This window comes from Methylobacterium sp. 001424705 (assembly GCF_059816145.1).
The window spans coordinates 100,440-126,733 of record NZ_JCBANU010000014.1; the positions used below are offsets into that span (position 1 = coordinate 100,440).

Annotated in this window: 29 protein-coding genes; 8 read left to right on the forward strand and 21 right to left on the reverse strand. The window is 70.2% G+C overall.

The annotated features are described in order from the left end of the window. Positions 1-7 precede the first annotated feature (7 nt). The 5 genes from AC6EUL_RS12510 to AC6EUL_RS12530 all read right to left on the reverse strand — a co-directional run bounded on the left by AC6EUL_RS12510 (position 8) and on the right by AC6EUL_RS12530 (position 3,311). Complete coding sequence (locus AC6EUL_RS12510) at positions 8-163, reverse strand: DUF3309 domain-containing protein (RefSeq protein ID WP_156389751.1); 156 nt, start codon at positions 161-163, stop codon at positions 8-10. A 130-nt stretch (positions 164-293) separates the two neighbouring features. Continuing rightward, positions 294-1,358, reverse strand: a complete 1,065-nt coding sequence (locus AC6EUL_RS12515; protein ID WP_499870387.1) for a cysteine synthase A — start codon at positions 1,356-1,358, stop codon at positions 294-296. A gap of 40 nt (positions 1,359-1,398) precedes the next feature. Continuing rightward, positions 1,399-1,764: a response regulator gene (locus AC6EUL_RS12520; protein WP_055946868.1), complete on the reverse strand. Its 366-nt coding sequence runs from the start codon at positions 1,762-1,764 to the stop codon at positions 1,399-1,401. Positions 1,765-1,922: 158 nt separating this feature from the next. Continuing rightward, positions 1,923-2,492 (reverse strand): hypoxanthine phosphoribosyltransferase, encoded by a 570-nt coding sequence (hpt, locus tag AC6EUL_RS12525; protein WP_056211657.1) that lies wholly within the window; start codon positions 2,490-2,492, stop codon positions 1,923-1,925. Between the two features lie 12 nt (positions 2,493-2,504). Then, complete coding sequence (locus tag AC6EUL_RS12530; protein WP_499870390.1) at positions 2,505-3,311, reverse strand: zinc-ribbon domain-containing protein; 807 nt, start codon at positions 3,309-3,311, stop codon at positions 2,505-2,507. A gap of 225 nt (positions 3,312-3,536) precedes the next feature. On the opposite strand from AC6EUL_RS12530, the gene ftsE reads away from it, so the two are divergent. The 3 genes from ftsE to AC6EUL_RS12545 all read left to right on the forward strand — a co-directional run bounded on the left by ftsE (position 3,537) and on the right by AC6EUL_RS12545 (position 6,200). Further along, complete coding sequence (gene ftsE / locus AC6EUL_RS12535) at positions 3,537-4,235, forward strand: cell division ATP-binding protein FtsE (RefSeq protein ID WP_499870416.1); 699 nt, start codon at positions 3,537-3,539, stop codon at positions 4,233-4,235. After that, positions 4,232-5,248, forward strand: a complete 1,017-nt coding sequence (locus AC6EUL_RS12540; protein WP_407067283.1) for a cell division protein FtsX — start codon at positions 4,232-4,234, stop codon at positions 5,246-5,248. Before ftsE ends, AC6EUL_RS12540 begins: the two co-directional genes overlap by 4 nt. A gap of 142 nt (positions 5,249-5,390) precedes the next feature. After that, the gene (locus AC6EUL_RS12545; protein ID WP_056211650.1) at positions 5,391-6,200 is read left to right on the forward strand and encodes a YdcF family protein; all 810 of its coding nucleotides are present in this window, start codon (positions 5,391-5,393) and stop codon (positions 6,198-6,200) included. Positions 6,201-6,227: 27 nt separating this feature from the next. Here the strand turns inward: AC6EUL_RS12545 and AC6EUL_RS12550 are convergent, their stop codons facing one another. From AC6EUL_RS12550 to AC6EUL_RS12590, 9 genes are all read right to left on the reverse strand, one after another. Continuing rightward, positions 6,228-6,566 carry a hypothetical protein gene (locus AC6EUL_RS12550; protein WP_056211648.1) on the reverse strand — a complete coding sequence of 113 codons (339 nt, stop codon included), beginning with the start codon at positions 6,564-6,566 and terminating at the stop codon, positions 6,228-6,230. A 2-nt stretch (positions 6,567-6,568) separates the two neighbouring features. After that, positions 6,569-7,036, reverse strand: a complete 468-nt coding sequence (gene ptsN, locus AC6EUL_RS12555; RefSeq protein ID WP_499870393.1) for a PTS IIA-like nitrogen regulatory protein PtsN — start codon at positions 7,034-7,036, stop codon at positions 6,569-6,571. A gap of 118 nt (positions 7,037-7,154) precedes the next feature. Continuing rightward, on the reverse strand, positions 7,155-7,766 hold the full coding sequence (gene hpf, locus AC6EUL_RS12560; protein ID WP_056276123.1) for a ribosome hibernation-promoting factor, HPF/YfiA family: 612 nt from the start codon (positions 7,764-7,766) through the stop codon (positions 7,155-7,157). Between the two features lie 236 nt (positions 7,767-8,002). Beyond that, complete coding sequence (gene rpoN / locus AC6EUL_RS12565; protein WP_499870396.1) at positions 8,003-9,565, reverse strand: RNA polymerase factor sigma-54; 1,563 nt, start codon at positions 9,563-9,565, stop codon at positions 8,003-8,005. A 368-nt stretch (positions 9,566-9,933) separates the two neighbouring features. Then, entirely contained in the window at positions 9,934-10,722 is a 789-nt protein-coding gene (lptB, locus tag AC6EUL_RS12570) for an LPS export ABC transporter ATP-binding protein (RefSeq protein ID WP_244479792.1), read from the reverse strand. A gap of 83 nt (positions 10,723-10,805) precedes the next feature. Then, positions 10,806-11,537 (reverse strand): LptA/OstA family protein, encoded by a 732-nt coding sequence (locus AC6EUL_RS12575; RefSeq protein WP_499870418.1) that lies wholly within the window; start codon positions 11,535-11,537, stop codon positions 10,806-10,808. A 38-nt stretch (positions 11,538-11,575) separates the two neighbouring features. Further along, on the reverse strand, positions 11,576-12,373 hold the full coding sequence (locus tag AC6EUL_RS12580) for a hypothetical protein (RefSeq protein WP_056211642.1): 798 nt from the start codon (positions 12,371-12,373) through the stop codon (positions 11,576-11,578). 242 nt (positions 12,374-12,615) lie between these two features. Next, positions 12,616-13,242, reverse strand: a complete 627-nt coding sequence (locus AC6EUL_RS12585) for a ribonuclease D (RefSeq protein WP_499870399.1) — start codon at positions 13,240-13,242, stop codon at positions 12,616-12,618. Positions 13,243-13,410: 168 nt separating this feature from the next. Continuing rightward, positions 13,411-13,773 (reverse strand): helix-hairpin-helix domain-containing protein, encoded by a 363-nt coding sequence (locus tag AC6EUL_RS12590; RefSeq protein WP_056211638.1) that lies wholly within the window; start codon positions 13,771-13,773, stop codon positions 13,411-13,413. A 389-nt stretch (positions 13,774-14,162) separates the two neighbouring features. On the opposite strand from AC6EUL_RS12590, the gene rpmF reads away from it, so the two are divergent. After that, entirely contained in the window at positions 14,163-14,351 is a 189-nt protein-coding gene (rpmF, locus tag AC6EUL_RS12595; RefSeq protein ID WP_055946842.1) for a 50S ribosomal protein L32, read from the forward strand. Between the two features lie 130 nt (positions 14,352-14,481). Here the strand turns inward: rpmF and AC6EUL_RS12600 are convergent, their stop codons facing one another. Next, a complete protein-coding gene (locus AC6EUL_RS12600; RefSeq protein WP_056381906.1) occupies positions 14,482-14,730 on the reverse strand; it encodes a hypothetical protein in 249 nt (82 codons plus the stop codon). 157 nt (positions 14,731-14,887) lie between these two features. Further along, a complete protein-coding gene (gene phaR, locus AC6EUL_RS12605) occupies positions 14,888-15,511 on the reverse strand; it encodes a polyhydroxyalkanoate synthesis repressor PhaR (RefSeq protein ID WP_056211634.1) in 624 nt (207 codons plus the stop codon). Between the two features lie 317 nt (positions 15,512-15,828). Between phaR and AC6EUL_RS12610 the strand changes: the two genes are divergently transcribed. Next, a complete protein-coding gene (locus AC6EUL_RS12610) occupies positions 15,829-17,010 on the forward strand; it encodes an acetyl-CoA C-acetyltransferase (RefSeq protein WP_056276136.1) in 1,182 nt (393 codons plus the stop codon). 134 nt (positions 17,011-17,144) lie between these two features. After that, the gene (phbB, locus tag AC6EUL_RS12615; protein ID WP_056211631.1) at positions 17,145-17,873 is read left to right on the forward strand and encodes an acetoacetyl-CoA reductase; all 729 of its coding nucleotides are present in this window, start codon (positions 17,145-17,147) and stop codon (positions 17,871-17,873) included. 91 nt (positions 17,874-17,964) lie between these two features. Here the strand turns inward: phbB and AC6EUL_RS12620 are convergent, their stop codons facing one another. Continuing rightward, positions 17,965-18,525 (reverse strand): c-type cytochrome, methanol metabolism-related, encoded by a 561-nt coding sequence (locus AC6EUL_RS12620; RefSeq protein ID WP_056493967.1) that lies wholly within the window; start codon positions 18,523-18,525, stop codon positions 17,965-17,967. 253 nt (positions 18,526-18,778) lie between these two features. Here AC6EUL_RS12620 and yddG point away from each other — a divergent pair, with 253 nt between their 5' ends. Continuing rightward, entirely contained in the window at positions 18,779-19,669 is an 891-nt protein-coding gene (gene yddG, locus AC6EUL_RS12625) for an aromatic amino acid exporter YddG (RefSeq protein ID WP_499870403.1), read from the forward strand. A 3-nt stretch (positions 19,670-19,672) separates the two neighbouring features. On the opposite strand, the gene AC6EUL_RS12630 is transcribed toward yddG, so the two are convergent. From AC6EUL_RS12630 to AC6EUL_RS12640, 3 genes are read right to left on the reverse strand one after another with little or no spacing between them, the layout of a single operon-like run. Then, positions 19,673-20,122 (reverse strand): cupin domain-containing protein, encoded by a 450-nt coding sequence (locus tag AC6EUL_RS12630; RefSeq protein WP_056211625.1) that lies wholly within the window; start codon positions 20,120-20,122, stop codon positions 19,673-19,675. 22 nt (positions 20,123-20,144) lie between these two features. Further along, the gene (locus tag AC6EUL_RS12635) at positions 20,145-20,963 is read right to left on the reverse strand and encodes a hypothetical protein (RefSeq protein ID WP_499870406.1); all 819 of its coding nucleotides are present in this window, start codon (positions 20,961-20,963) and stop codon (positions 20,145-20,147) included. Next, entirely contained in the window at positions 20,963-21,274 is a 312-nt protein-coding gene (locus AC6EUL_RS12640) for a hypothetical protein (RefSeq protein WP_056276148.1), read from the reverse strand. Before AC6EUL_RS12640 ends, AC6EUL_RS12635 begins: the two co-directional genes overlap by 1 nt. A gap of 330 nt (positions 21,275-21,604) precedes the next feature. On the opposite strand from AC6EUL_RS12640, the gene AC6EUL_RS12645 reads away from it, so the two are divergent. Continuing rightward, positions 21,605-24,520 (forward strand): phosphoenolpyruvate carboxylase, encoded by a 2,916-nt coding sequence (locus AC6EUL_RS12645; protein WP_499870407.1) that lies wholly within the window; start codon positions 21,605-21,607, stop codon positions 24,518-24,520. A 61-nt stretch (positions 24,521-24,581) separates the two neighbouring features. On the opposite strand, the gene AC6EUL_RS12650 is transcribed toward AC6EUL_RS12645, so the two are convergent. Then, positions 24,582-26,051, reverse strand: a complete 1,470-nt coding sequence (locus AC6EUL_RS12650; RefSeq protein ID WP_499870408.1) for a phosphomannomutase — start codon at positions 26,049-26,051, stop codon at positions 24,582-24,584. Positions 26,052-26,294: the final 243 nt, after the last annotated feature.

Sequence of the window (26,294 nt, forward strand, 5' to 3'; positions counted from 1 at the left end):
GGGGCCGTCAGATTCGTCCGGTGACGAGCAGCACGATCAAGATGATCACCAGCAGGCCGCCGAGACCGAAGCTCGGTCCGCGGTAAGCGCCGCCGCCGAGGAAGTTGCCGCCGCCAAGAACGATCAGGATCAGGACGATGAGGAGAATGGTGGTCAGGGTCATGGATGGGAACTCCGTCACGCGCCCAACCGGAATTGCTTGAGCTTGACCGTACAAACGTCGCCGTGGCGATTCCGTTCAACGGTCCGTGCGGCATAATCCCACGAAGGCGGGGTTTTTCGCCGGTTCGACGTCAGGCTCGCCACTCCGGCAGGGAATCCGATGCGGTTCCAAGCCAATCCGGCACCGGCAGGCCCCGCTCGGCCAAGAAGGCGAGGTTGAACAGCTTCGAGGCGTAGCGCGAGGCACCATCGCACAGGATGGTCACGATGGTGTGGCCCGGCCCGAGATCCCGGGCGAGCCGGATCGCCCCGGCGACGTTGATGCCCGACGATCCGCCGAGGCTGAGGCCCTCCTCCCGCATCAGCCGGAAGACAATATGGAGGGCTTCGGCGTCGGGAATCCGGAAGGAGACGTCCGGGGTGAAGCCCGCGAGGTTGCGGGTGATCCGGCCTTGGCCGATGCCCTCCGTGATCGAGGAGCCCTCCGCCCTCAGGGTACCGGTGGTGTAATGGGCGTGCAGTGCGGACCCCTCCGGGTCGGCGAGGCCGATCCGCACGCCGGGCCGCGCCGCGCGCAGAGCCTCGGCGGTCCCCGCCAGGGTGCCGCCGGTCCCGGCCGCACAGATGAAACCATCGACCGCCCCACCGGTCGCCACCAGGATCTCCGGGCCCGTGGTTTCCACGTGCGCCTGCCGGTTGGCGACGTTGTCGAACTGGTCGGCGAAGAAGGCGCCGCCCGGTTCGGTCTCGGCCAGGCGCTCGGCCAGGCGGCGCGCGGCGTGGACGTAGTTGTTCGGGTTGGCGAACGGCACCGCCGGCACCTCGACCAGGCGGGCGCCGGCCAGGCGCAGGGTTTCCTTCTTCTCGGCCGACTGCGTCTCCGGGATCACGATGACCGTGCGGTAGCCGCGCACCGCTGCGACGAGCGCCAGACCGATGCCGGTGTTGCCGGCCGTGCCCTCCACGATCGTGCCGCCGGGCCGGATGGCGCCCCGGGCCTCAGCGTCGCGCACGATGGAGAGCGCCGCCCGGTCCTTTACCGAGAGGCCGGGATTCAAGAACTCCGCCTTGCCCAGGATGGTGCAGCCGGTCTCCTCCGAGGCGCGCGCCAGGCGAATCAGAGGCGTGGCGCCGATGGCCGTGAGGATGTCCGGCAGAGGACGGTCGGGCAGGTGACGGTCAGAAGGGAGGATCATGCGCAGGATTCCGGGGGCGAGGCGGCGGACCCGGCACGTGTCAGGCGGCGAGGGCCCGATTCACCGTGGAGCGCAGGTCGGCCAGCGAGAACGGCTTCGTCAGGACGTCGGTCACGATGGCATCGAGGCCCCGCGCGCGCTCGCGCTGGTCGGCGAAGCCGGTCATCAGCAGGATCGTGAGATTGGGAAAGTCGCGCTTGGCCGCGAGCGCCAGGGCGATCCCATCCATCAGCGGCATGCGGATGTCGGTGAGCATGAGGTCGAACGCGCCATCCGCCTCGGTCAGCCGGTCGAGCCCGTCGCTGCCGTCCGTGGCCGTGACCACGGCGTGGCCGTCGATCTCGAGGCCCCGCTTGAGGAAGCCCCGCACCGTCTCTTCGTCATCCACCAGGAGGATGCGGGCCATCGTTCGTCTGTGTCTCTCTCGGGTCCGGGCGCTCAGTCACGCAAGCGCTGAGGCGCCCTGTCAAGGGATCGTCGGACACAGCAAGCCCTTTAAGGGCCAAATCGTTTCATATTCTCTGGCGCGCCAGAGAAATTCCGCGGATCGTGGGCGGGCGCGCCTCAGGTGCCGCCGAACAGGTCGGGCTCGCGGCTGTCGTAGTCGACGAGGCCGACGAAGGGCAGCTGGCGGTAGGCATGGGCGACATCCATGCCGTAGCCGACCACGAACACGTCCGGGCAGGTGAAGCCGACGAAATCCGCGTCGATGGTCACGGCCCGCTTGCCGGGCTTCTCCAGGAGCACGGCGGTGAGCACCCGCTTGGCGCCCCGCGCCATCAGCAGGTCCTTGGCGAACACGATGGTGCGGCCGGATTCGAGGATGTCGTCCACCAGGAGGACGTCGCGTCCGCGCACCTCGCTCTCCACGTCGCGCAGGATCTCGACCTGCCCCGAGGAGACCGTGGCGGTGCGGTAGCTCGACAGGTGGACGAACTCGGCCTGCGGCTCCAGCCCGACCCGGTGCAGGGCGCGCAGGAGGTCGGCGGCGAACATGAAGCTGCCCTTGAGCACAGCCACCACGAGCAGGTTCTCGGGGTTGGCGGCGGCGATGGCCGCTGCAAGTTCCTCGGTGCGCCGGGCGATGGCGGTTTCGTCGAAGAGGACGCGGACGCGTCGGGAAGCGCTGGTCATCCGCGTTCCTTATCACGGGGCCGGAGCGCTGGCACCGGCCTTCGGCATGGTCTCGCCCGCCTCGGCGGCGGCAAAATGCACGCGGACCGAGCGGCCCTGCGCCGGCGGCGCCGACAGGCTCGCGCGAAAGCGCGCGGTCTCGCTCTTCTCGAGCGCCGTGCGCGGGGGCGCGATGCGCCAGCGATAGAGCGGCTGGTCACGGCCGTCCCGGACCTCCACCTCGATCGGCGGCACCGTGGCCTCGGCGGCGACACCGACGAGATCGCCCTCCACCACGAGTTGGCCCTGCGCGCCCTCTCCCGGGCTCTGGAACGCCACGACGTCGCGGAATTCGACGCCGCGCAGGTTCACCGGGAAACCGACGCGGGCATAGAGCCCGGCGCTCTGGGGCATCGCCCGCACCACCGTGGCGCGTCCGAGAACGGCGAGGCCGAGTCCGCCCACCACGGCGAGCCCGAGGGCGGCCCCAGGCGAGGCCAGGGCCAAGCCCGTGTGCTTCGGCTTCACGGGCTTGGCCCGCGCCCGCGGGCGCGGCGTCTCGGGCGGCGATGGAACGGGCTCGGGTTCGGCGGCCAGGGCCGATTCCCAGGCATCGAGATCGGCTTGGGCCGAGGCGCGGCTCTGCGCCGCGGCGGGGCCGAGCTCGGAGGCGGCCATCATGGCGGCGGTCATCTCGGCCTCGAGGGCGGCGGAGACGTCGTCGGGGGAGATGAACCAGGTCTCGCGGCAGGCCGCGCAGCGCACCGAGCGCCCATCCGCGCCGACGCGGTCCACGTCGATCTCGTACTCGCTGGCACAGGACGGGCAGACGATCAGCATGGCGTCCGTGGGCCTCAGATCTCGATGGACGGTTGCCGACGGGGGCAAAAAGACTCAAACGGTTCTCCGCCAACACGGTTAACCGTCCGTGAAGCGGACGGCCTATAACCGGGATGCGCGGGGCCGTCGCAAAAGGGCCGACTGTGTTGGGCAGGCTTGGTCAGGCAGGCTTGGTCAGGCAGGACCTCGGTTAGGCAGGACCTTGGGGGGATCGTGGCGGATCGGGTGAACACGAAGTCGCTCCTCTCCGGAGCCGAGGAGCCGGTGGTCCAGTTCGAGAGCGTCGGCATGCGCTACGGTCTCGGGCCGGAGGTGCTGAGCGATGTCAGCTTCCAGATCGCGCCGCGCTCGTTCCAGTTCCTCACGGGGCCGTCCGGTGCGGGCAAGACCACCCTGCTGCGCCTGATCCTCCTGTCGGTGCGCCCCACCCGCGGCCTCGTCTCGGTCTTCGGCGAGGAGGTCAGCGACATCTCCAGCGAGGCGCTGACCAGCCTGCGGCGGCGCATGGGCGTGGTCTTCCAGGATTTCCGCCTGCTCGACCACCTCACCACCTACGAGAACGTCGCGCTGCCCCTGCGTGTCCAGGGGCGCTCGGAAACGAGTTACCGGGCCGAGGTCGTGGAGCTCCTGCGCTGGGTCGGTCTCGGCGAGCGCATGCACGTGCTGCCGCCCCTGCTGTCGGGCGGAGAGAAGCAGCGGGCCGCCATCGCCCGGGCGCTCATCGCCCGGCCGGAACTGCTTCTGGCCGACGAGCCCACGGGCAACGTCGACCCCGGCCTCGGCCGCCGCCTTCTGCGATTGTTCATCGAGCTCAACCGGCTGGGCACCTCGGTGCTCATCGCCACCCACGACTTCGCCCTGATGGACCTCGTCGATGCCCGGCGCTTCGTCCTCGGCGAAGGGCGCCTGACGGTCGAGGCATGATGGACGAGACCGACACTCCGTCCCCCGCGCCGGCGCACCGTGCGCCGCCCCGCACCGACGACCGGCCACCGGTGAAGCCGCCGGCGCCGCCCGAATCGCGGACCGCCCCCCTGCCCCCGACCCTGCGCCGCAATGCTCCCCTGGTGCCGACCGACTCGGCGGCGAGCCGGGCCCTGGCCGCCGTCATCGCGATCCTGACCTTCCTCGCCGCGCTCTGCGCGGGAGCGGCCGAGATCGTGGCCTCCAGCGCCGTCCAATGGCAGGACACGGTGGCCCAGGAGGTGACGATCCAGGTGCGTCCGAGCCCCGGGCGCGACATCGATGCCGACGTCGCCCGCGCCGAGGGCCTCGCCAAGGCCACCCCCGGCATCGCCGCCGTGCGGGTGTTCTCGAAGGCCGATGCCGAGCGGCTGCTCGAGCCCTGGCTCGGCAGCGGCCTCGACCTCTCGGACCTGCCGGTGCCACGGCTCGTGACCCTGAAGCTTGCCGAGACGTCCCCGGACCTCAAGCCGCTGCGCAGTTCCCTCAGCGAGGCGCTGCCCGGGGTGGCGAGCCTCGACGACCACGCCCTCTGGCTGCGCCGGCTCTCCACGGCGGCCAACACCTTCGTGGGCGTCGGGATCGGCATCGTCCTGCTGGTGCTGGTGGCGACGGGCCTCGCCGTGGTCTTCGCGACCCGCGGCGCCATGGCCGGCAACCGGGAGGTGGTGGAGGTCCTGCACTTCGTCGGCGCCAACGACGACTTCATCGCACGGGCCTTCCAGCGCCGGTTCTTCGGCCTCGGCCTGCGCGGCGGCATCATCGGCTCGGGGGCGGCCATCGCGGCCTTCGCGCTGGCCGGGCTGGTGGCGCGCAACTGGCGCTCCGGCCCGGCCGGCGAGGAGATCGAGGCCCTGTTCGGCACCTTCCATATCGGCTGGCGCGGCTACGCCGCCGTGCTCCTCATCGGCGTGATCGCATCGGTGGTGACCGGTATCGTCTCGCGTCTCACCGTGCGACGGTTCCTGGCCTGAGGGGCGTGGGCCGGCGACAGGCGCGCACGCCCTGTCACCGAAGCCGACGATCCCGTTAACCCTTCATGAACCTTTCCGGGCGGAGATACTTGCCTCGTGAACGCCCCAATCGGGGCTACTCTCTGGGGGAATGACGAGGCGGATGTCAGCCAGCGGCACCATGAGGCCCTCCGAGGCTTTCGGATGGGCCTGGACCGACGCCGCATCCCGCGCGCCCGCCCCGGCACGCCGGCAGCCGGATTCGGCCGCTCCTGGAACCAGGGCGCGGAGTGGGCTCGGCCCGACCGCCAAGGCCACCCTCGGCCTCGCGGCCACCGGCGCCGTCGCACTCTTCTGCGGCTTCCTGACATTCGTGGCCTGCCTGGAGCGGGACGAGCGCGTGCCGCAGGGTCGGGCCGACGGCATCGTGGCGCTCACGGGCGGGGCGCAGCGCATCGGCGACGCCATCGACCTCCTAGCCAACGGCTATGGCCGGCGCCTGCTGATCACCGGCGTCAACGAGCGCACCAGTCGCGACGAGATCGCCCGCCTCAACCCGACGCAGCGCCACTGGATCGACTGCTGCGTCGACCTCGACTATCGGGCGCGCAACACCATCGGCAACGCCATCGAGACCCGGCGCTGGATGCGCCAGCACCGCTTCAGCACGGTGACGGTGGTGACCTCGAACTACCACATGCCCCGCACGATGGTGGAACTCGACCACGCCCTCATGGGTGCCGACCGCGTCGTGCCTCATCCGGTGATCGCGGAGGGCTTCGATGCCGACCGCTGGTGGCATCACCCCTCCTCCGCCAAGCTGCTTGCCTCGGAATACCTGAAATTCCTCGTGGCCTGGGTCCGGACCCGCTTCGAGCACGATCCGGAGCGTTCACGGGCCGCCATCCTGATCGGACGCGGCAAGCCGATCAAGATGGTCGCCGAACCGCTGCTGCTGCGCGGGCAGGAATAGGTCGAGCCCCGCCTGGAGCCCGAGGCCTCACAACCCCTTGCACTGGCTCCGGATCATCCCGGCGAATTCCTTCTCGGATATCTGGACCTGGTTGAGACGATCCGTGCGCTCGGCCCCCGAGAGGCAGCGGCCATAGACGCTGGCCACTCGGCGCATGGTCTCCACGTGCCGGCGCCAGACGCGACACTGGTCGGCCGCCTCGCTGCCGGCCTGTTCGAGCTGGTCGATCGCCTGTCGCTGCATGGAATTCGCTACGAGGACATCGCGGGCGCAAGCGGTATCGGTGGCGCCACGCTGTTGTGCGCGGGCAGGCGCGGCGGCGAGCAGGAGCGCGACCACCACGGGCGCGCAGGGCAGGATCCGCATGATCATGCGGCCTGCGAGGCCGAGGTGTGGGTGAGCAGCGCGTAGAGGGCACTGGCGTCGCGGGCGGCGCGGATGCGCTCGAGGATGCCGGGCTCGCGCAGGAGGCGTGCGACCTGGGCCAGGGCCTTCAGGTGGTCGGCACCGGCGCCCTCGGGCGCCAGGAGCAGGAAGGCGATGTCGACGGGTTGGCCGTCGAGGGCATCGAAATCCACCGGCTTCTCCAGCCGGGCGACGAGGCCGAACAGCCGGTCGAGGCCGGGCAGCTTGCCATGCGGGATGGCGACGCCGTCGCCGATGCCGGTGGACCCCAGGCGCTCGCGCTGCAGCAGGGTCTCGAACACCTCGCGCTCGTCCAGGGCCGAAAGCTGACGCACAGCGTGCGCGCTGAGCTCCTGCAGCATCGATTTCTTGGCGCGGACACGCAGGGACGGCACCACGGAATCCGGAGAGAGGAATTCCAGCACTGGCATGAAGGACCGTCGCCCCGTCGGCGGCGGCCGATCCGGCCGCCACTCCATGAAAGGTCGGGCCACCCAGGCGGCCCTTGAACTCAATCGAGCGGGTTCAGGCTCTGTTCCCGACCCGCGCCTACGAGGCTGTCTCGGCCGGATCGACCCAGCCGATGGCCCCGTCCGTGCGGCGGTATACGACGTTGATGCGTCCGGTGCCAGCGTGAACGAACACGATGACCGGCGCGCCCGTGAGGTCGAGGGCGGTGACCGCCTCGCTGACCGAGTGGCGCTTCAGGGTCTTGGTGCTCTCCGCCACCACCGGCGGGTGCGCCGCCTCCCCGTCGTCGCCATCCTCGTCGAGGTCGATGGCGTCGGCCTCGCTCGGGGCGGCGAACACCGCGTAGGCCGCTTGCACCGTCGCGCCGTCATGGCCGGCCGCGCCATGGTCCTTCAGCCTGTGCTTGTAGCGCCGAAGGCGCTTTTCCAGGCGGTCCGCCGTCTGCTCGAAGCTCGCATGGGCGTCGTGGGCGGCGCCGGAGGCCTCCAGGGTCAGGCCGGAGACGAGGTGGAGCACGCAATCGGTGCGGTAGGCGGTCCCGTCCCGCCGGAGGGTGACGTGGCCGGAGCAGGTCCCGCTCATGTGGCTGTCGAGATATTTCGAGAGCGTGGCAGCCATTCGCTCCTCGACCCGCCCCCGAAGAGCTTCGCCAAGGTCCAGGCCGTGGCCCGTCACGCGCAATGACCCCATGATCCCTCCGATTTTCGTTGTGGACACGCCCTGGGTAAGGCGCAACCTGAGTTAAGGAGCCTCTCTCGGAGAAGTCAACGCGAGGCCGGGCCGAGGCCTTGTCCCGGCCGCCGATCCGTCATTCGCAGCCCGGCCCCTGGCCTCGCGCGAGCCCCTGGGGCTGCGGAAGGCGGGCCGCTGTGCATCTTGCCGGCCCGCCCCGTTCGTCGCCGAAGGGGACGCCCCGCCGAGGGGTCTCACCGCCCCGCATAGGCGAAATGCTCGCGACGGCGCTCGATCGAGGAGGGAATGCGCAGGGATTCCCGGTACTTGGCGACGGTGCGGCGTGCGATGTCGATGCCCTCGTCACGCAGGCGCTGCACCAGGGCGTCGTCGGAGAGCACGTCGCTCGGCGCCTCGCCGTCGACGAGCTGCTTGATGCGGTGGCGGACGGCCTCGGACGAATGCGAGGCGGTGCCGGCGGCGCCCGGGATCGCGGCGGTGAAGAAGTACTTCATCTCCAGCGTGCCGCGGCTGGTGCCGATCGACTTGTTCGAGGTGACCCGCGAGACGGTGGATTCATGCATGCCGATCGCCTCGGCCACGGTCTTCAGGTTGAGCGGGCGCAGGTGAGCGACGCCGTGCAGGAAGAAGGCGTCCTGCTGGCGCACGATCTCGGAGGCGACCTTGAGGATAGTGCGGGCCCGCTGCTCCAGGCTGCGGGTGAGCCAATTGGCGGTCTGCAGGCATTCCGACAGGAAGGCCTTGTCGCCCTCGGCCGCCGCGCCGCGGGAGACGCGGGCATAGTAGCTCTGATTGACCAGCACCCGCGGCAGGGCCTCGGCGTTGAGCTCCACCAGCCACGAGCCGTCGGGCGCCGCGCGCACGAACACGTCGGGGATCAGCACCTCGACGGCCCGGGTTCCGAAGGCGCGGCCGGGTTTCGGATCGAGCCGGCGCAGCTCGGCCAGCATGTCGACGAGATCCTCGTCGTCGACGCCGCAGAGCCGGCGCAGCGCCGCGAAATCGCGCTTGGCCACGAGGTCGAGGCGCGACACCAGGGCCTGCATGGCCGGATCGAACCGGTCTCGGTCGCGCAGCTGCAGGGCGAGGCACTCGGCGAGGTCGCGCGCGGCGATGCCGGCGGGCTCGAAGCTCTGGACAAGCTTCAGCACCCGGGCGACCCGGTCGAGGGAGGCGCCGAGGCGCTCGGCCACCGCGTCGATCGATTCGCGCAGGTAACCGGCATCGTCGACGGCATCGATGAGGAAGCCGCCGATCAGCCGGTCCAGGGGATCGCGGGTGGCGAGGTCGAGCTGGGCGCCGAGATGCTCGCGCAGGGAAACCTCGGCGGTGAGGCTCGCCTCGAAGTCCGGGGCCTCGCCGTCGAAGCTGCCGCCGGTATTGCCGTAGGGCGCCGGCGTCAGCGAGAGCATGTCCCCGGAAGCCGCCTCGCGGGCATGGGTCGGGTTCTCGTCCGAGTACACGTTGTCGAGGCGCGTGTCGAGGGCGCTCTCCATGTCGGCGCCGCTCGCCGTCAGCGTGGTGGCGATCCAGGGCTCGTCGCTCCCGCCGTAGTCGCCCCCCTCGCCGTCCCCGTCGCGATCGACCGAGGATTCGGAAGGTGTCTCGGCCGGCGCGCGTTCGATCTCGCTCTCGCCGTCGGCGCGCTCCAGCAACGGATTGCGCTCGAGTTCGGCATCGACGTAGGCGGCGAGGTCGAGCTGGGAGAGCTGGAGGAGCTTGATCGCCTGGAGAAGCTGAGGCGTCATCACCAGGGCTTGGCCCTGGCGCATTTCCAGCCGTTGCAGCAGACTCATGGTTGTCGCCCCGGGTGAGTCGCACCTCGGACCAGCGGCCCACGTCGCCGTGAACCGAACCTCGGCACAAATCTTGCTTCCTGTCGTCTGCCCCCAGGTCTAACGCCAACCCGATCCCGCGTCAAAGCGTGGCGGACCGGGCTTGCACGCAAATTGAGCAGGCCATGAAAGCAGCACGGGGGCGGGCACTCCAGCGGAGACCCCTGCGTCGCATCTTGGACGCTAACAAAAGCTTGGAAAATCAGCCGAAATTCCCGCATTGCACCATTGGCGTGCGGTTCGGATCGTCCTGGACGCCGGCTGAAAAAATCCTTGGGCTGTGACCCGGATGCAGAGCTGACGCTGCAGGGTTCGGACGAGACCGGCCCCTAGAGGCGGAAATCCTCGCCGAGATAGAGGCGGCGGGCCTCCGGATTGGCCACGATCTCCTCGGGCGTTCCCTCGGTGAGGATGCGACCCGAATGGGCGATGTAGGCGCGATCGATGAGCCCAAGGGTCTCGCGCACGTTGTGGTCGGTGATGAGCACGCCGATCCCGCGCTGCTTCAGGTGCTTCACCAGGTCTTGGATGTCGCCGACCGCGATGGGGTCGATCCCCGCGAAGGGCTCGTCGAGAAGCATGAAGCTCGGCGAGGAAGCGAGCGCCCGGGCGATCTCGCAGCGACGGCGCTCGCCTCCGGAGAGGGCGATGGACGGCGACTTGCGCAGGCGCGCGATATCGAACTCCTCGAGCAGCGATTCGAGCTTGCGGGCGCGCTCCTTGCGGTCGGGCTCGGCCACCTCGAGCACCGCACGGATGTTGTCCTCCACGGTGAGGCCACGGAAGATCGAGGCCTCCTGCGGCAGGTAGCCGATGCCGAGGCGGGCCCGCTGGTACATCGGCAGTTGGGTGATCGGCAGGCCGTCGAGGGTGATGGTCCCGCGATCGGCCGTGACGAGGCCGGTGATCATGTAGAAGATGGTGGTCTTGCCGGCGCCGTTGGGGCCGAGGAGACCGACCGCCTCGCCGTTGCGCACAGTGAGGCCGGCCTCGTGCACAACGGTGCGGGCGCCGTAACTCTTGCGCAGGCCGCGCACGCAGAGGATGCCCGGCCCGCCGCCCTCCTCGACGATGGCGGCCGCCTCGGCCGCGTGACGACGGGCGCGCCCTCCGAACAACCGCCGGAGCAGGGAGGGCGCAGGCGGCGCGCCGGCACGATCGGAGGAGCGCTCCGCCAGGGCGGGCGCCGGCGCTGCGGCACTCAATTCGTCTGGGCCCGGGTCTTGCCGGCAGGCTTCTCGGCGGAGGCTTCGGTGGGATTGTCCGCTGCGGGCTTGTCGGCCGGCGGCTTGGACGCGCGTCCGGCGATGGACGCCGGCGTGCAGCCCTTGCCCTTGGCCCCGTCCTCCTTCTGCGGCACGAGGAGGGCGGAGACGCGCCCGCCCGCCACCGGGTCCATGTTCGCCCGGCCGGTGTTCATGTCGTAGACGAGGCGGGAGCCGCGGGTGACGTTCTGGCACTGGCTCAGGATGACGTTGCCGGTGACCACGATGCGCTTGGCCTCCTGATCGAACACGGCGTTGTCGCCGGTGGCGATCTGGTCCTTCTGCACCACGGTCACCGGGCCGGCACATTCCACGCGCTGGATGCCGTTCTCGTTCAGGCCGGCGGCCCGCTCCGCCTGGCTGGCCGGCTCGCCGCCCGCCGCTGGCTCTTTCTTGTCCTTGCCGCGCTTGTAGCGCACCGTCATGCTGGAGCAGCGGATCGTGCTGTCGCCCTGCACGGCGACGACGTTGCCGGCGAAGACGGCCTTGTTCTCGCGGTCGAACACGTCGAGACGATCGGCGTCGATCTTGATCGGCTCCTTGCCGCCGCCGCCGAGGTTGCCCAGGGGCGAAGCGGCCTTCTCCTTGCGCGGGGCCGCGGGCGCGGTCTGTGCCGCGGCGGGCCCGGCCGCGATCACGCTCGCCAGCGCGAGCACGAGGGCCGTCAGGCACCGATGCGGGACGACGTCCTTCACCGTGGGCCGCGTCACCGGCGGCGCTCCCCGTCCTCGGGCTCGGCCGCCGTGGTCCGGATGCGCGTCGGCTTGTCGGTCAGCCCGGCGACCTGAGCCTTGTCGGCCCCGGCCTCGGACTTGTCCTGCGGATCCCCTCCCGACGGATCCCGACCGTGCAGGACCGTATGGACGTTGCCGACGAAGGAGATGACGTGGCCGCTGTCGATCACCTCCAAGGTGTCGGCCACGATGGTGCCGCTCGGCATGGAGACGGCGACGGTCTCGCTCGACCGGACGCTGCCGGCCTTGAAGTCGACGGCGGCCGTCTTCAGGCGGACCTCCTCCCCCTTGTCCGTCCAGAGCCGGATGTCGCGGTCGAGGTTCAGGGATTCGCGCGCGGAATCGAACACGCCGGAGGCGGCTTCGAGGTGGACGAGGCCGCCCTTGTCGTCGGTGTTGAGCTGGCCCTTCATGGCCTGCAATTCGATCACGCTCGGCTTGCGAACGTCCTGGAAAGCGGCGATGGCGGTGACCTCGTAGCCCCGGTCGCCCTTCCGAAAGCCGGACAGGCGGGGATTCTCCATCTTCACCCTGCTGCCCGACAGGCTGAGCTGGCCCACCGACACGTCGGGGAGGCCGGCTCCGAAGGGATTGAACAGGGTCACGACCGCGAGTGCGATGACGGCGGTTCCGGCGGCGAGGGGGATCAGCCGGCGCAGGGCGCGCACGTGGCTGCTGTGGTTGCGCGCCCGCGCATGGGCGCGGGTCCGGCGTGCATCGACGCGGCCGTCGCTCGTCTGCCCCGTCTCGATCGCCGCGCCCAGGTGCATGATCTTTCCAACATCGTGCCCCGGCGGCGTCGGCGCACGCGAGGAGCGCGCCACGGCTGGGTCGACCGCCGGATGGCCGGGGGCAGTGGCGAAGTTATGACGGGAAGCTTGAGAAAGCATCAAGCCTCCGGTTCACCCGAGGGCGGAATGGCGCAGGCGCGGGCGCGGGGATGTGCGACGGCGCACGGAGGCCGGGGACAGGAAGGCTGGCGTGACGGGGGCCCATGCGAGGGAGGCCGCCCCTAGGCATGCGCGAAGATGTCGGTGTCCGGCCAGCCGGCGAGGTCGAGCCGGGCGCGGGTCGGAAGGAAGTCGAAGCAGTTCCGCGCGAGATCCGTGCGGCCCTCCCGCTCCAGCATCGCGTCGAGCCGCGCGCGCGCGGCGTGCAGGTAGAGCACATCGGAGGCGGCGTAATCGACCTGGGCTTGGCTCAGGGTATCGGCGCCCCAATCCGAGGATTGCTGCTGCTTGGAAAGGTCGATGCCCACGAGTTCCCGGACCACGTCCTTCAGCCCGTGCCGGTCGGTGTAGGTGCGAGCCAGCTTCGAGGCCACCTTGGTGCAGTAGACCGGCGCCGGCATGACCCCAAGGCCCTGGAACAGCACCGCGAGGTCGAAGCGCGCGAAGTGGAAGATCTTCAGGGTGGCCGGATCGGCCAGCACGCGCATCAGCGTCTCGGGAGCCGGTCCGCCAGGGATGATCTGGAGCACGTCGGCAGCGCCGTCGCCACGCGAGATCTGCACGACGCAGAGGCGGTCGCGATGCGGGTTGAGCCCGAGGGTCTCGGTGTCGATGGCGATGGCCGGGCCGGCGACGTAATCGGCGGGCAGGTCGCCGCGATGCAGGCGGATGGCGGGGGGCGGCGGCATGGACGGGGAGTTTTCGCGCTGGGATCGACGACGGGCCACGAACGGCGTTTCTCGTGTGATCCCCGGCGCCTATCACCCGGCACGGACCCCCGCAAGGGTGGCAGACCGCGCGGCGCGCAGGGACACCCCGCGCGCCGCGCCAGACCTTACATGTCCATTTGGCCAGCCTCACTTCTGCTTGGCGATGACCTTGTCCTTGATGCCGTCATAGGCGTTCTGCGGGATGATTTTCTTGGACAGAAGCTCGTCCTTGCCTCGATAGGGGCGCCCCTTGATGATCGCGGCGGCGCGGGCGGCACCGATGCCCGGCAGGGCGTCGAGCTCGGCGGCGGTGGCGCTGTTGATGTCGACCAGGGCCGTCTTCGCGGCCGGCTCGACCGTCGGCGCCTTGGGCGCCGCGGGCGCGGTCGGCGCCACGGTCTTGGGAGCCGTCGAGGGCGTGGGGGCGGCCGGGCTTGGCGCCTGGGCCAGGGCGGGGCCGGCGGCGAGGCAGGTCAGAACGGCGAGGGTACGCAGCAGGGATGAGGACATGGATGTCTCCCGAAAGCATCGCCCTCCGCGTAATGCGGCGGCGAGCCTGTCCCCTAGGTAGAAGTTCCAACTTGAACCGCAGATTAAAGTCCTCGCGCGTCTCCGCGCCGGGATTGATGCCGTGCGGCGGGGAGCGAATCCTCCGCGGGTCCAGGGCGGGATCCTGGACGGCACGGCGAGGGCCGGGGATCCTTGCCGCGCCGAGGCCCGATCCGCGCCGGACCTGTCGGCCCCGCCTCTTCGAACCTCCTGCGCGGGACACTCTAGCCAGAACCTGCGGGTGGCGTTATAGAGCCGCCAGCGAATCTCCGTTTGACCGCGGTACCGAGGCGGCCTTCCCCTGGAAGTCGCGCCCACGGTGCCTTTTTTGCCGTAGCAGGACTCTTCCGATGGCCGTTCCGAAGCGAAAGACCTCCCCCTCGCGTCGCGGCATGCGCCGCTCCGCCGACGCTCTCAAGGCCCCGACCTACGTCACCGACAAGGATTCGGGCGAGCTGCGTCGTCCCCACCACATCGATCTCAAGACCGGCATGTACCGGGGCCGCCAGGTCCTCAAGGTGAAGTCGACCGAGGCCTGAGTCCTCGCGGGGGCGCCGTATGGCCGCCCCGGACGGCACCGCACGCCCGAGATTCCGAGCCGAGGCCCCGCAGGGGCCCGGCTTTTTTCGTTGGCCGATCGCCACCATCCGAGGGTGATGTCAGCGTCCGTCAGGCGCGGCGCGCAGCCTCGGCGTAGCGCGCCGCGGCCGAGCGCGTGCGCTCGATGCGGGACGGCCGCAGGGTTGGCTCGGTGCTGACGATGAGCTGGGCCAGGAAGCCGGACAGGGGACGGGCCGGAACCGGCCGAAACCCGGACGCCCCGCCGCCGGAAATGACCACGAGGTCATGGCGCGCGAGGGGAACCGCTTCAGGCAGTGCGCCTCCCGGGTCGTCCCGCTCCGTCTCGGCACGCTCCATGCCCCCGCTCCCCGCGCCCGGATGGCCCGTGGGAACAGAATTGGCCCGCGTTAACGGTTCGTCAACCTTTGATCCGGCGCCTCTCGCGCAGCAAGGTTACCCGTTGAGGGTCTCGGGCGATTCCCGCACACGGGAGATTTCCACCGACGCCGCGGGCCTACTTCTTGGCCAGGTCCTCAAGGCGGGACTGCATCTCGGCCATCTGGCGCTTGAGGTCGTCGAGGTCGCTTCCGGCCGGGCCGTGCTGGACCGGGGCGGGAACGCCGGCGGACTTGCCCGCCGAGGAGGGATGCGCCCCCATGCCGGAGAGCGGGCCGGTGCCGAAGGTGGTGAACATCTTCATTGCGTCGCCGAAGAAGCTCATGTTCGCCCGGACCTGCTCCTCCATCGCACTCTGGAACGCGGTGGGCGCGAAGCTCTGCGTCATCTTCTCGCGCAGGCCCTCCTGGTCCCGGGCGAAGTTCGCCATCGAGAATTCCAGGAAGCTCGGAACCATGGTGCGCATGCTGTCACCGTAGAAGCGGATCAGCTGGCGCAGGAAAGCCACCGGCAGCAGGTTGTCCTCGCCGGCCTTGTTCTCCTGCTCGAAGATGATCTGCGTCAGCACCGACCGGGTGATGTCGTCGCCCGAGCGCGCGTCGTAGACGAGGAAGTCCTCGCCGTTCTGCACCATCGTCGCCAAGTCCTCGAGGGTGACGTAGGTCGACGTCCCGGTGTGATAGAGGCGCCGGTTGGCGTATTTCTTGATGACGGTGTGGGTGGACTTACCGTTATCCGCCATTTCTGGGGGCCTCTCCCGGCGCGTTCGTAGCCGCGCGATCTTCTTACCGCGGCGCCAAGGACCGCTGCTCGATCCCGCGCCGCACAAGTGCACCTTAAGACGTTCCCGTGCCGACGAAAACAGCAATTTATCGCCCATCCCGCGGAATACCACGCAAGGGAGAGCGTCCTGTCACGGGCGGGGCCGCAAACAACCTTCGGATGCCTTGACTTCGCAGGGTCGACGGCTTTCATCCGAGGGAACGGCACAAAGGCGCCCACGCTCGATTGCATTCAGAGCGTCAAGGGAGCGCCCGCCGGAATGAGGAGAACGTCACCATGGCAGCAGAAGATATCGTCATCGTCGGTGCGGCGCGCACCGCGGTGGGTTCGTTCGGCGGCGTATTCAACACCGTCCCCGCGCACGATCTCGGCGCCGTGGCGATCAAGGCCGCCCTCGAGCGCGCCGGCGTCCCGGCCGACGACGTGGACGAGGTGATCTTCGGCCAGGTCCTCACCGCCGGCGCCGGCCAGAACCCCGCCCGCCAAGCCGCCATCAAGGCTGGCATCCCCGAGAAGGCCACCGCCTGGGGCGTCAATCAGGTCTGCGGCTCGGGCCTGCGCACGGTCGCCATCGGCATGCAGCAGATTGCCAACGGCGACGCCACCGTGATCGTGGCCGGCGGCCAGGAATCGATGTCGCTCTCCCCCCACGCGCAGTACCTGCGCGGCGGCCAGAAGATGGGCGACGTCAAGCTCGTCGACACCATGATCAAGGACGGCCTCTGGGACGCCTTCAACGGCTACCACATGGGCCAGACGGCCGAGAACGTGGCGCAGGCCTTCCAGCTGACCCGCGAGCAGCAGGACCAGTTCGCCACCGCCTCGCAGAACAAGGCCGAGGCCGCCCGCAAGGAGGGCCGCTTCAAGGAGGAGATCGCCGCCGTCACCGTGCCGGGCCGCAAGGGCGACGTCGTGGTCGATACCGACGAGTACATCCGCGACGGTGCCACCGTCGAGGCCATGGCCAAGCTCAAGCCCGCCTTCGCCAAGGACGGCACCGTCACCGCCGCCAACGCCTCCGGCCTCAACGACGGCGCGGCCGCCATCGTGCTGATGTCGGCTTCCGAGGCCGAGCGCCGGGGCATCAAGCCCCTGGCCCGGATCGTCTCCTGGGCCACGGCCGGCGTCGACCCCAAGGTGATGGGCACCGGCCCGATCCCGGCCTCGCGCAAGGCCCTGGACAAGGCTGGCTGGAAGGCTTCCGACCTCGACCTGATCGAGGCCAACGAGGCCTTCGCCGCCCAGGCGCTCGCCGTGAACAAGGACATGGGCTGGGACACCGACAAGGTGAACGTCAATGGCGGCGCCATCGCCATCGGCCACCCGATCGGGGCCTCGGGCGCCCGCGTCCTCGTCACCCTCCTGCACGAGCTGAAGCGCCGTGACGCCAAGCGCGGCCTCGCCACCCTGTGCATCGGCGGCGGCATGGGCGTCGCCCTCTGCGTCGAGCGCGTCTGAGCCCGAGCCTTGAGGGGCGCCGCATGAATTCTTGACGGCGCCGCAAATTTAAATCGGTCGCGCCCGACGTGGACCCTCCGCTAAAGCGCGACCGGTCAAAGACAATCACAAGAAACCAGATCTCGGAGGAAACCATGGCTCAGGAACGCGTCGCCCTCGTCACCGGCGGCACCCGCGGCATCGGCGCCGCCATCGCGAAGGGCCTGAAGGCCAAGGGCTACAAGGTCGCGGCCAATTACGGTGGCAACGACGAGGCGGCCAATGCCTTCAAGGACGAGACCGGCATCCCGGTCTTCAAGTTCGACGTCGGCGACTACGCGGCCTGCGAGGCCGGCATCAAGGCGGTCGAGGCCGAGGTCGGCCCGGTCGACATCCTGGTCAACAATGCCGGCATCACCCGTGACGGCCTGTTCCACAAGATGACCTTCGAGAAGTGGCAGGCGGTCATCAAGACCAACCTCGACTCCGCCTTCACGGTCACCCGGCCGGTGATCGAGGGCATGCGCAACCGGGGCTTCGGCCGCATCATCCTGATCTCGTCGATCAACGGCCAGAAGGGCCAGGTCGGCCAGACCAACTACTCGGCCGCCAAGGCCGGCGTGATCGGCTTCGCCAAGGCCCTGGCCCAGGAGAGCGCCTCCAAGGGCATCACCGTCAACGTGATCGCGCCGGGCTACATCGCCACCGACATGGTCATGGCGGTGCCGGAGGAGGTGCGCAACAAGATCATCTCGACGATCCCGGTGGGTCGCCTCGGTGAGGCTGAGGAGATCGCCCGCGCGGTGGAGTATCTCGCCGCCGACGATTCCGGCTTCATCACCGGCTCGACCCTGACGATCAACGGCGCCCAGTACATCGCCTGATCTCTAGAACCAGCGAGGGCGGCGCGCGTCGCCCCCGCTGCGGCGGGATTGGGTCCCTCTCGGGGGATACCGCTCCATCCGAGGATGCGCTTCAGCCCATGCAGGCGTCCTCGCGCTTCTTGAACGACTCGGATTTCGGTTCGTGCTCGGCCGGCCGGCCGCGACCGATGACGCCGTCTGCCCGCGCCCGCAGGTAGACGTAGATGTCGTCGATGTAGCACATCACGTTCCGGTTGTCGCCGAAGGCCGGCATCACTAGCTGCTGCGCGGAATTGACGTCCTTCTTGCCGCCCGCGACGATCCCTACGAAGGTCGCGTAATCGTCGCGCTTCAGGGCCTCGACCAGCGATGGCGCATAGGTCGAACCGGCCCCGTCGGGGCCGTGGCAGACGATGCAGTTGGCATTGTAGCGCACGTAACCGGACATGGCCGGCCAATCGACCATCTTGCCGCCCTGGGTCACGTGGTAGGTCGGCGTGCCGTCCTTGTCGACGTAACTTCCGTCGTCGACCTTGGCCGGTTGGGTCGGCCCCTCGCTCTTCAGGGTCGGATCGGGCGCGGGCGGGGTCGGATCCGCCCGGCCGGGACTGGCACCGAGGACGAGCAGGGTCGAGGCGAACAGCGTAGCAGTGGACGAACGGGACCGACGCATCCTGAAGACTCCGGGTCTGGGGCGACGAGGGTAGAAACGCCCTGAAACAACCGTCCGCAAGGGAAAACATTCTCCAGTTGTGAGATCATGCGCGCTAGCGCCTCGCCATCGGGTGCGTCGCGCCGCGGTACGGTCCGGATCGCCCCTGGTCCGCGCGTCGGTGCGCCTCGTGTCGGATCCGGGATCGTCCCCGGTTGCCATCCGGCGGGTCTCCATGGGACAGGAGCCCCCTGCCATCCGCTTCGGTCCTCCCATGCCCACCCCGACCCTCCTCGGTTTCGGCGCGATCCTGCTGTGGTCGCAACTCGCGCTGCTGACCGCATTGTCCGGCGCGATACCCCCGTTCCAGCTCGCCGCCATGACCTTCGCGGTGGGCGGCCTGATGGGCTGCACGAGCTGGCCCCTGAGGCGCGAGGGGCTCCGAACCCTGCGCCAGCCCTGGCCGGTCTGGCTCCTCGGCGTCGGCGGCCTGTTCGGATACCACGCCCTGTACTTCGCCGCCCTGCGCCTCGCCCCACCGGCGGAGGCGGGCCTGCTCAATTATCTTTGGCCCCTCCTGATCGTGCTGCTGTCGGCCCGGCTTCCCGGGGCGGCGGGCCTGCACGCCGGCCATCTCGGCGGGGCCGCCCTCGGACTCGCTGGCGTCATGGTGCTGTTCGCCGGCCGCGGCGGGATCGACTTCGCCGCCGGAGCCCTGCCCGGCTATCTCGCGGCCCTGGCGGCCGCCTTCGTCTGGTCGGGCTATTCCGTGCTCTCGTCCCGGGTCGGGGCGGTGCCGACCGATGCGGTGGCGGGCTTCTGCCTCGCCACAGCGGCTCTTAGCTTCGCCTGCCATCGCGCCTTCGAGACGACGCTGTGGCCGGCGGGCACGGTGCAGTGGGGGGCGGTCGTCGCCCTCGGCCTGGGGCCGGTAGGCGCCGCGTTCTATCTTTGGGACATTGGGGTGAAGCGGGGCGACCTGCGCCTTCTCGGGGTCGCGGCCTACGCCGCCCCGATCCTGTCGACCCTGACCCTGGTGCTCGCCGGCTATGCCGAGCCGAGCCCGGCCCTGGCGTTCGCCTGCCTCCTCATCGTCCTCGGCGCCGGGGTGGCGGTGCGGGCCTCCCGGGCCGGGACGCGCGAGCGCCTCCGCAACAGGACCTGAACCTCACGACCTGGGCATCGGGCGCCAGTCCGGCGGCGCCATCTCGAAGCCGGCGAATTCGAAGGCCGGTGAGACCGTGCAGCCCACCAGCGTCCAGGCCCCGAGGCTGGTGGCGGTCTGCCAGTGGCCGGCCGGGACGACGATCTGCGGCTGCTGACCCCGCGCGAGGTCGGGGCCGAGATAGGCCGCGCTGGCATCGTGACCGTTGGGGCTCACCGTCAGGACGAGGGGGGCGCCCGCGTGCCAGTGCCAGATCTCGGCCGCATCCACCCGGTGCCATTCGGAGACCTCACCGAGATCGAGGAGGTAGTAGATCGCGCTGCCCACCGAGCGCCCCTCGACGGTGCGGGGATCCCGGAAGGTCTCGCGATAATGCCCGCCCTCCGGGTGCGGCGCGAGGCCGAGGCGGGCGATCACCTCGGCGGCGGTCGGTCCCTGGGATCCGGCACTCATGGGCGAACTCCTGCAGATGGCGTCACTCGATGGCACCCTGCGGCAGGCTGAGGCCGGGGGGGGCCTTGGCGCCGGACGATCCGCTCCCCGACTCCTTGGCCACCTTCGGCCGGACCTTCTTGACCGGGGTCTTGCTCGGCTTGGCCGCCTCGTTCCCGGCGGCCACCGGCGCACGCGTCACGGCTGGAGCCTCCCCGCATTCCCGAAACCCGAGCTGCGCCAGACTCTTTCCGGTGTCGGAGACGATGTTGAGCGTGTCGGGCAGGGGCGCCGGCACGGCATCCCAGCGGACCGGGGCGCCGAGCAGCGCCCCGAGGGCTGCCGGGCTGCCGCCGCGCCGCAGGGCGAACAGGTCGGGGCCGTATGCCGTGGCGGCCTTGCCGGCGATGACGACCTCCAGGACCCGGGTCGTCTCCGGCGTGAGCGGGCGCAGCGGATTCTCGACGACGACGGCCCCCGTGCGGGTCACCCAGACCACAAAGTCCTTCTGTCCCTCGTAGACCGCCGCCCGGGCCTCGCACTGCACGGTCAGGCCGGGCAGGTTGGCCGCTGGCATCGGCGCGGGAGCGGCGACGGGCGCGGGCGCCGGGTCGGTGGGGGTGGTCGCGGGGGCCTCGGCCGCCGGTTTCACCGCAGGTTTGGGCGCGGGCTTGGGTTTGGGCTTCGGGGCGACCCGGCGCGGGGTCGGCGCCGCGGCCGGCCGCTCGGTTTCGGGAGCCGGCTCGGACACCTGAGCCTGGGCCGCTCCCGCCACGATCAGGGCAACCAGGGACAGGGAGGCCAGCGACAGGAAGGCCGCGGGCTGGAGGGTCGGCCACCGGCGCGTGCGGGAGCACACCATCAGCGAAGCTCTCGTTCTCGATGCGGGTCTGGACGGGGCGGCGACGGCAACTTACGGGCCGGGTCCTCGTCCGAAACCCCGAGCGGCCGCTCCGGCTCGATGTCCAGAACGGTCGCGCTGCGATCGATGGGACTGGGGCGCAGCGGCTCGAGGCTGCGGATCAGCAGATCCTCGCCATCGGCCTCATCCACGAGGTCTTCCTCGCGCGCCATGCGCAGTTCGGGCCGACGCCCCCTTCTGAGCTGAAGGGCCACGAGGAAGCCGGAGAACAGGAGGACGCCCAGGGCCCCCAGGATCAGGAGTGTTTCCATGCCGGGTCCAGCGTTAGCCCAGGACGCGCCGCGTTGCATCCTCTCCCGGCACGTTCGCGGACCGCCGCCCCACGCCGGAACGGTCCTTGCGTCGTCGGGCGACGATGTCAGAAGAAACGGCTCGACCCCGGCTCGATATCCCCGGTTCCGGGGCGGTCAGGCATGAGCCGTGCAGACAGGGACTGCGCAGGGATGGACCATGCGACCCCGGGGATGGCCCTCTTTCTGTGTCGATGGCCGGGGATTTCGCGCAGTTCCGACGCATCGGCGGCGTCCGCATGCCGTATGACGCCCTAGCCCGCTCCCGAACCTCAAGGTCGATCGATGCGCATGCATGACCTCAATCCGGCCGATGCCGCCCACGACCCCGGCCCTGATCCGCAGGGGGCGGAGAGCCTGGAGCGCGACCTCCTGCGGCTGATCGAGGAATCCCGCGAGCAGGCGGCGGAGGATCCGTTCCGCAATCCCGTGCTCGCGGTCACGCTCGCCATCACCCGGCGCTTCGACCGGGGCGAGATCGGCGAGGACGACTTGGACGACCTGTTTCCCCGGCTGCGATCCCAGTCCCTGGCGTCCCGCGCCGAGCGCCTGCGCGCCTATGTGGGGCTGGACCGGGACGCGGTGTCGGCGCCCGACAGCCGGATGGCCGCCCGTCTCGTGGCGGCGGTCCCCGCGCGCCAGGGCGATTTCGAGACCTTCCGGGACCTCGTGGGCCGCACGGGCTTCGCCGTGGTCTTCACCGCCCATCCGACCTTCGGGATGCCGCGCGCCGTCGCCGCCCTGATCGCCCAGGCGGCGAGCCAGGCCGAGGGCGCCGCCCGCGCGCCGCTGGTCGCGCGCGCGGCCGCCCTCTCGACCCGGCCCGACCCGAACATCAGCCTCGACGACGAGTTCGAGCAGGCCTGCATCGCGGCCAATCACGGCCGCACCGCCGTCGACGGCTTCAACGCCATGCTCCTCGATGCGGCCCAGGCGCGCTGGCCCGACCGCTGGACGGAGCTCGTCCCGAAACCCTTCGCGATCGCGAGCTGGGTCGGGTGCGACACCGACGGGCGCACCGATATCGGGTGGTGGGACACCCTGCGCTATCGCCTCGAATCCAAGCGGATGCAGCTCGATCGGGTCATGCGCCACCTCCCCCAGGTGCCCGCGACCCAGGTGGTGCGCGACCTCACGGGGAACGCCCTCGCCGCCGTGAACCGCCAGCTCGCCGTCGCGCCCCGGCTCGGAACCAAGCCGTCCCTGGAGGCGGTGCATCGCTTCGCCCTCGCCCTGATCATCGAGCGCGAACGGGCCCAGACCGATGCCAGCGCGATCCTGGCCGGACTCGCGGGCGCCCTCGGGGCGGCCGAATCCGAGGCCGACCAGCGCAGCATCGCCCTGCTGCGGTCCGGCATCGCCACCCACGGTCTCTCGAACGCCCTGCCGCATTTCCGGCTGAACGCCAGCCAGATCCACAACGCGGTGCGGCGCGTCACCGATCTCGAGGGTGAACCCACGGACGCCGCCCAGCGCCGTTCGCACCTCGCCACCATCCACGCGCTGCTCAACGACGTGCAGGCGGTGGACGTGGATTTCGGCGCGCTCGCCGCCGAGCGGGCCTCGGCCGCCCGGCTGATGATGACGATCACCCAGATCCTCAAGCACGTGGACGGCACCCACCCGGTCCGCTTCCTGATCGCCGAGACCGAGACCGGCTACACGCTGCTGGCCGCCCTCTGGCTGGCGCGGCACTACGGCATCGCCGACAGGGTCGAGATCACGCCGCTGTTCGAGACGGCCAGCGCCCTCGAACAGGGCATCCGGGTCCTCGACGATGCGCTCCGCAACCCGCATTGGCGGCAATATCTCAAGCGCATCGGCCGACTGACGGTACAGTTCGGCTATTCCGATTCCGGGCGCTATGTCGGCCAGCTCGCGGCGAGCTTCTGGATCGAGCGTCTGCGCCTGCGCATCACCGAGCTGATGGTGCAGAACGATCTCACGGGCGTGGAACTCGCGATCTTCGACACCCACGGCGAATCCATCGGCCGGGGCGCGCATCCCAGCTCCCTGCGCGACCGCCTCGCCTATCTCGCCCCGGAGGATTCGCGTCGGCGCAACCGGAATGCCGGGATCCGGGTACGCCTCGAATCGAGCTTCCAGGGCTCAGACGGCTACCTGATGTTCGGCACCCTGCCCCTGGCCGAGGCCACGGTGGAGCGCATCGCCGAGCACGTCTTCGCCTTCGACACCGACGACGACGACAGCTTCGCCGACTATGTCCTCTCCGATCCCGCCAACGGGGCCGACGAGACCGACGACCCGATCTACGCCGAGCCGGATTTCGCCGCCGAGTTCTTCACCGTGGTGCGCCAGGACATGGAGGCGCTGGTGGACGATCCCGGCTACGCCGCCCTGCTGGGGACCTTCGGTCCGAGCCTCCTCGACCGCACGGGCTCCCGGCCCGTCGCCCGCCAGACCGATGGCGGCGGCCCGACCATGATCACCCATCCGCGCCAGATGCGGGCGATTCCCAACAACGCGATCCTGCAGCAGCTCGGCTTCCTGGCCAATTCCCTGCACGGCGTCGGCCGGGCGGCCGGCCGGACCCCGGACCTATTCCGTGACATGCGCCGGGATTCCGTACGCTTCTCCCGGGCCTTCCGACTCGTGCAGCACGCGGCCAGCGTCTCCGACCTCGACGTGCTGCGCGCGTATATCGACACGCTCGACCCGGCGGTGTGGCTGGAGCGGGCCCGGCGCACCCAGCGCGACGGCCGGCGCGAGGAACTCGTGGTGATCGCCAACGCCCTCGACCGGCTGCGGCTCGCCCCCGACCTGCGCCACCTCTTCGGCCGCCTCACCTGCGACTGGCTCAACCTGCAGGTCGCCGCTCCCGACCTCGGCCGGATGTCGGCCCGCCTGACCCTGCTGCACGCGATCCGCCTCGCGCTGATCCACCGGATCTGGTTCCTGGCCGTGCACATTCCGGGTTTCCGACCGCAATCGGGCGTGAGCCGCGAAGCGCTGATCGAGCGCTTCCTGCGCCTCGACATCGACGGCTGCCTCACGCTGCTGGAGGACATCTTCCCGATCACCCCGGATCCGACCCTCGGCCTGAACTTCGGCGAACCGGCGGGCCCGCGCGACATCGGCACCTACGAGGCCGAGCACAAGACGCTGTTCGAGCCGATCCGGCGCAGCTTCCAGCGGGTGCGCGAGATCTCGGGCATGATCCAGCACGAGGTGGGCGCGTTCGGATGAGGCCGAGCCTCACGGCCCCGGCGCGCCGAGGCCGCCGGGTTACGCCGGCGGCTCCTCAAGTTCAGGGGCCGAACGCCGATCCGTGCGGCGCGGAGCCCGAGCCCGAGCCTGGCGCGCCCATCGTCATCGCGGCCGCCGCGGCCGCCAATCCCCAGCGGACCAGGTCCTCCGCCTCTCCGGCCGTTCCCGCCTCGGCGTAGCAGCGCAGTTCGGGCGCGTTGCCGGAGGCGCGGAAGTGGATGGTGCGTCCGCCATCGAGCTCCATCCTCACGCCGTCCTGCTCGTCGATGGCGCGCGGCTCACCGATCGGCCGAACGAAATCCCGCCGATACGTCTCCTCGCCGAGTTGCCGCAGGAAGGCGCCGCTCTTCTCGGCCGGCGTATTGGGCAGGCGGTCGCTGGCGGTCTCGCCCACGGAGAGGGATGCGACGAGGTCCGCGAGCGACAGTCCGGCTTTGCGCGCCGCGGCCAGGGTCGCCAGAATCGGCAGCATCGCATCGCGGGTCGGCAGCGCGGGCAGGGTTCGGCCATCGAGGGTCACGTCCGAACCGAGCAGGAAGCCACCATTCGCCTCAAAGCCGACAACGGCGTCGGCGCCCTCCGTCTCCGCCTGGGCCATGCCGGCGATGACGTAGGGCGAGCCGACCCTGGTGCGCAGCACCTGCCGGAACCCGCCCGCATGCTCGATGGCCGAGCCCACCGTGACCGGCACGACGACGGTATCGACGCCGAGATACCGCGCCGTGATCAGCCCGAGAACATCCCCCCGCAGGATTCGTCCGGCGGCATCCGCGACCAGTGGCCGGTCCGCGTCGCCATCCGTCGTCACCAGGGCGTCGAAATCGCCCGACGCCGTGGCATCGCGGATGAAGGCGATGTCCTCAGGGCGATGGGCCTCCGTGTCGATGGGAACGAAGCGGTCCGCGCGCCCGATCGAGGTCACGTCCGCGCCCAACGCCGTCAGCAGTTCCACGAGCAGGTCGCGCGCCACGGAGCTCTGCTGGTAGACCGCGATCCTGAGGCCGGCCAGGATGTCGGACGGGAACGTTCCGCAATAGCGCTGACGGTAACGGTCCGTCGCGCCGGGCTCCGGCGCAGCGGGATCGGCCGCCGCCATGGCGCCTTCCGTGGTGATGTCGCCGAGGGCCGCCAGGATCGCGGCCTCATCGGTCTTGGTGATCTCACCGTCGGGCCGGTAGAATTTCAGACCGTTCCGGTCCTCCGGAATGTGGCTGCCGGTGACCATCACGGCACAGACGCCGCGCCGAAGCGCTTCCAGAGCCAGGGCCGGCGTCGGCAGCGCGCCGCAATCGATGGCCGTGAAGCCGGCGCCCGTGGCGGCGGCCGCCACCGTGGCGGCGATGCCGGGGCTGCTGTCGCGCAGGTCTCGCCCGATCACGACGGTTCGACCGGTGCCGGTCGTCTCGGCGACAGAGCGGAAGAAGGCCCTCGCATAGGCGTAGCTCGGCCAGCCCACCAGGTCGGTGACCAGCCCACGCAGACCGCTCGTCCCGAACTTCAAGCTGCTCATGAGAACTCCCATCACAGGGGCGCGACGCGGCGCCGGCAAGACGACAGCGCTGCTTCTAGGAGAAGTGGTTCCCCGTCTCAATCGCGTGCCGATTCGTGGAGGCCAGGGGCGCGATCCCCGAGGGGGTGCCGGTGCCTATACCGGCACGACCGTGAGCAGCGTGCCTTCCACATGGGGTAATCGCGGGAGCGAGCCCCCTTTGAGCCGATCGGTCTTGGACGGCGGCTGTTCCCCAATACGATG

Excerpts from the sequence above, each read along its gene's own strand:
- AC6EUL_RS12585 (WP_499870399.1), bottom strand. The coding sequence starts at position 13,242 with ATGCCGCCGCCCCCCGCCATCCGCCTGCATCGCGGCGACCTGCCCGCC.
- AC6EUL_RS12630 (WP_056211625.1), bottom strand. The coding sequence starts at position 20,122 with ATGAGTGCCGGATCCCAGGGACCGACCGCCGCCGAGGTGATCGCCCGC.
- hpf (WP_056276123.1), bottom strand. The coding sequence starts at position 7,766 with ATGGGGTCATTGCGCGTGACGGGCCACGGCCTGGACCTTGGCGAAGCT.
- AC6EUL_RS12620 (WP_056493967.1), bottom strand. The coding sequence starts at position 18,525 with ATGCGTCGGTCCCGTTCGTCCACTGCTACGCTGTTCGCCTCGACCCTG.
- phbB (WP_056211631.1), top strand. The coding sequence starts at position 17,145 with ATGGCTCAGGAACGCGTCGCCCTCGTCACCGGCGGCACCCGCGGCATC.
- phaR (WP_056211634.1), bottom strand. The coding sequence starts at position 15,511 with ATGGCGGATAACGGTAAGTCCACCCACACCGTCATCAAGAAATACGCC.
- yddG (WP_499870403.1), top strand. The coding sequence starts at position 18,779 with ATGCCCACCCCGACCCTCCTCGGTTTCGGCGCGATCCTGCTGTGGTCG.
- AC6EUL_RS12520 (WP_055946868.1), bottom strand. The coding sequence starts at position 1,764 with ATGGCCCGCATCCTCCTGGTGGATGACGAAGAGACGGTGCGGGGCTTC.
- AC6EUL_RS12510 (WP_156389751.1), bottom strand. The coding sequence starts at position 163 with ATGACCCTGACCACCATTCTCCTCATCGTCCTGATCCTGATCGTTCTT.
- AC6EUL_RS12635 (WP_499870406.1), bottom strand. The coding sequence starts at position 20,963 with ATGGTGTGCTCCCGCACGCGCCGGTGGCCGACCCTCCAGCCCGCGGCC.
- AC6EUL_RS12645 (WP_499870407.1), top strand. The coding sequence starts at position 21,605 with ATGCATGACCTCAATCCGGCCGATGCCGCCCACGACCCCGGCCCTGAT.
- AC6EUL_RS12650 (WP_499870408.1), bottom strand. The coding sequence starts at position 26,051 with ATGAGCAGCTTGAAGTTCGGGACGAGCGGTCTGCGTGGGCTGGTCACC.
- AC6EUL_RS12590 (WP_056211638.1), bottom strand. The coding sequence starts at position 13,773 with ATGTCCTCATCCCTGCTGCGTACCCTCGCCGTTCTGACCTGCCTCGCC.
- AC6EUL_RS12540 (WP_407067283.1), top strand. The coding sequence starts at position 4,232 with ATGATGGACGAGACCGACACTCCGTCCCCCGCGCCGGCGCACCGTGCG.
- rpmF (WP_055946842.1), top strand. The coding sequence starts at position 14,163 with ATGGCCGTTCCGAAGCGAAAGACCTCCCCCTCGCGTCGCGGCATGCGC.
- AC6EUL_RS12610 (WP_056276136.1), top strand. The coding sequence starts at position 15,829 with ATGGCAGCAGAAGATATCGTCATCGTCGGTGCGGCGCGCACCGCGGTG.
- AC6EUL_RS12580 (WP_056211642.1), bottom strand. The coding sequence starts at position 12,373 with ATGCACCTGGGCGCGGCGATCGAGACGGGGCAGACGAGCGACGGCCGC.
- AC6EUL_RS12640 (WP_056276148.1), bottom strand. The coding sequence starts at position 21,274 with ATGGAAACACTCCTGATCCTGGGGGCCCTGGGCGTCCTCCTGTTCTCC.
- AC6EUL_RS12545 (WP_056211650.1), top strand. The coding sequence starts at position 5,391 with ATGTCAGCCAGCGGCACCATGAGGCCCTCCGAGGCTTTCGGATGGGCC.
- hpt (WP_056211657.1), bottom strand. The coding sequence starts at position 2,492 with ATGACCAGCGCTTCCCGACGCGTCCGCGTCCTCTTCGACGAAACCGCC.
- AC6EUL_RS12600 (WP_056381906.1), bottom strand. The coding sequence starts at position 14,730 with ATGGAGCGTGCCGAGACGGAGCGGGACGACCCGGGAGGCGCACTGCCT.
- AC6EUL_RS12550 (WP_056211648.1), bottom strand. The coding sequence starts at position 6,566 with ATGCGGATCCTGCCCTGCGCGCCCGTGGTGGTCGCGCTCCTGCTCGCC.
- AC6EUL_RS12515 (WP_499870387.1), bottom strand. The coding sequence starts at position 1,358 with ATGATCCTCCCTTCTGACCGTCACCTGCCCGACCGTCCTCTGCCGGAC.
- AC6EUL_RS12530 (WP_499870390.1), bottom strand. The coding sequence starts at position 3,311 with ATGCTGATCGTCTGCCCGTCCTGTGCCAGCGAGTACGAGATCGACGTG.
- ptsN (WP_499870393.1), bottom strand. The coding sequence starts at position 7,036 with ATGCCAGTGCTGGAATTCCTCTCTCCGGATTCCGTGGTGCCGTCCCTG.
- rpoN (WP_499870396.1), bottom strand. The coding sequence starts at position 9,565 with ATGAGTCTGCTGCAACGGCTGGAAATGCGCCAGGGCCAAGCCCTGGTG.